Below are 3,081 nucleotides of genomic sequence, written 5' to 3'. Positions count from 1 at the left end.
AGCACAGAGTCATAGTCCGTACCGCCGCCACAAAGCGAAATGGTCACCAACTGCGCAGAACCCGTGCCAGTGAACTTGTAGAACACATCAGGGGCTGCGTTCCCGCCAGAATCCGTCGCCGTCAGAGTCTCTCCAACTACACTGTCGCCACAAGCTAAAGCAATAGCCCCTGAACAATCATCATAAGTGCTACCGCCGCCATTATCCACACAGTATCCAATGCCTCCATTCCAAACACGTGGATCAAAAATAGGAGTTGTAAAAGGAACATTACTTGCTGATCCTAAATCTAAAGTTATATCGCCATTTGAATAGTTCTGATTTGTTCCATCGCCGTTAGTATATGTATGTGCATGCGTTGCATCAAAAACCAATGCAACAGCATATGTAGTACCTGCAGACATCATAATTGGAGTATCTAATGTAGCTGTTGAAGGAAGTCCAACGCCAGCTCCAGTTCCTGACCCCATCGCTACTGCAGCACCCCAAGGTGCAGGATTACCTTGATTGCCAACATAAGTACCTTCAAATACATATACATCCATAGTAAATGGACCTGATTGTGCCGTATTCATATCAATAGTCGACACTTCAATATCTGAGGCTCCAACTGTAATATCAAAATAAACAGCTCCTCCTGGGCTACCGTTGTTCCCCCCAGCATAAAGTGTTTCTATATTATCTGGAGTACAGCCACCGCCACCACCAATTGGCTCACAGTTTCCTTCAAAGTTATATACAATATCATTTCCAGCTATAATGAGCCAGGTTACACCGGCATCTGGTGAAAAATAGGCCTCAAAGCCTTCAATGCTTGCCGTAGTGGCACTGATATAACCGCTTCCTGCCGAAATAGTAGGTGTAAATACGACCCAATAGGTAGTTTCCACACCAGCTTGACCCGCAAGAATTTCAGGAGTAATATCAAAAACAACTTCAGAAATATCAAAACCAAAATTACTGCCAATGACGGTTTGGGAAGTTGGCATCACAGCTGTCTGAGTAGTTATTAAAGCACCTGGTGCACCACCTGCGTCACTGTAGAAAGAAATATCGGAAGAAGAGAGTGTTGAGCCTGGGTTCATCCAGATATCAACTGTTGCGGTATTTAAAGTAAAATCAGTATCTGCAGGTACTGTGATGTCAAAGGCGATTCGCTGAGCTTGGTCGGAAGAGGTGGTATACCCGTTCTCAAATGCATTCTCAGGGTTGTCCTGGCTACATACACTTCCGCCTCCGCCACCACCAGTGCCTTGAATAGCTACAACACCTAATTCTGCACAATCTGCATTAACAGAACCCAAAGGTGTGGCTACACCAGTTGTAGTGTCCACTGAAGCAAAAACATTAACTCCACCACCTAAATATGCACCCATATAAAGAGTATCAGTATCTGGATCAAAATCTGCATCTTGTGCAAAATTAATATTAATACCCAATGCACCTACAAGAGTTGCCGTACCAGTTGTCAAATCTACAGAGAAAAGACTGTCCAATCCTACATCAGCCATGAAAGCATTTCCATTGGAGTCTATTGCCAACCAAATAGGAAGCCATCCTGTAACTGTAGTACTACCCACCAAAGTAGCTGCACCACTTGTTAGGTCAACAGTATAAATAGAACCTACCTCTCCTTGTCCCGCAAGTAAGTACATTGTACTATTTGATTCATTCCACGCTATACCTCTTAAAGTTTCGGAAGCAAGCAATCCTGTTATATTAGCCACTGTAGTTTCAGCGCCTGTTGCAGTATCTATTGTTAATAAAGTTGCGTCTGTACCGTTAAAGGCATATAAAGTACCATTATCATCAAAATCACCTCCATAAATAGGGTTAGCATTTGAACTAATTGGCGCTATTGTATATGGACCAGGCAACGGGAAAGTACCAAAGTCATTTCCACAAGAAGCCCGTAGGTTAAGTCCAAATACTGTTGGATCACCACCGCCGCCACCGCCGCCAGCAGAAAGCACTTCAACTTCCCATCCACAAGAATTTACTACTGCAGTCGCATTAAATTCAAAAGTCAAAGCACCAGAAGTAGAATTAAAAACAGCCGAACCATTTGCTGCAATCATACCAGCAAGCGTGTCTGTATCTGTATTTAAGTTACTATCGTAAATTTGTGGAGAGCTGGTATCTGGACCATCATAAATATTTAACCAGTCAAAATTTCCAAAAACATTGAAAGATAAAAATTCTACTGAGAGATCAGTACCCGTTAACGTTGTTGTGGTAACACAACCGCAGTTAGGATAGTCTCCGGGATCTCCAGAAGATGTGGTAGTACAATCTCCACCTGGACCTCCATTAACGCCATCTGTTGGGTCATAAAAGAAATCTCCAGCAGTTACTGCAAAAGTTTCTGTTGCCCCAGCATTAGGTATTATTGCCGCGAGCGGATTTCTGTTCTGGACTACAGAATTGTAATTTAAATCAGTCTCAACCCGTTGTTGCTCTGCAGCTAAAATTTCAGCTTCATTTTCAGCTGTAAGTACATCTGGAGCTACAAACAAAGGTACTCTTTGCTTATAAGCGACTCTGTTTTCAGTAGAATAATCAATCCCTATATCCGTTGCAGATGAACCCTTATAATTGAATTCAATCTGTGTTTGTTGTACAGCTTGACTTTGTTTTTGCTGTTTCTTGATCGTGACGGGACTACTTGTTCCCATCGATTTTGCATCTATCTGACTATAACCTAGAGCACAGACCATGAGCAAAATTAGCATGGTAATTTTTTTCATAATTAAAATGATTTAGTTAACACTTTTAGTTTTAAGGAATTAAAGCTATTCCAAAAAAAGAACAATTCAAAGTTTTTGTTAATAATAATTTCTATTATCCACTTATTATTAATGTTATAGAATTATAATCAAACAATAGGTTACACAATTATCATATTCATTGAAAAATCAACATTTCCATCCGCTGCCATCCCAAGGACAGGATATAACCCAAAAAAAAACCACCCGCCAATGGCGGGTGGCCCTTTTAGTTTAACCAAGTACTTTGCTAGTGGCTAGTCCTTGAGCACCTTGTACGTGCCGGTCTGGCCGTTCACCGTCACCTTCATCAGGT

Annotated in this window: 1 pseudogene; it reads right to left on the bottom strand. The window is 41.6% G+C overall.

Annotation, left to right across the window (positions count from 1 at the left end):
• Positions 1 to 2,732 (bottom strand): annotated as a pseudogene (locus AC58DT_RS15485) (hypothetical protein); the annotation flags it as partial.
• Positions 2,733 to 3,081 lie beyond the last annotated feature (349 nt).

The sequence above is a fragment of the Aequorivita sp. CRS11 genome (assembly GCF_059693805.1).
The sequence above is the reverse complement of the archived record's forward strand: the minus strand, read 5'-3'. Positions and strand labels throughout refer to the sequence as shown.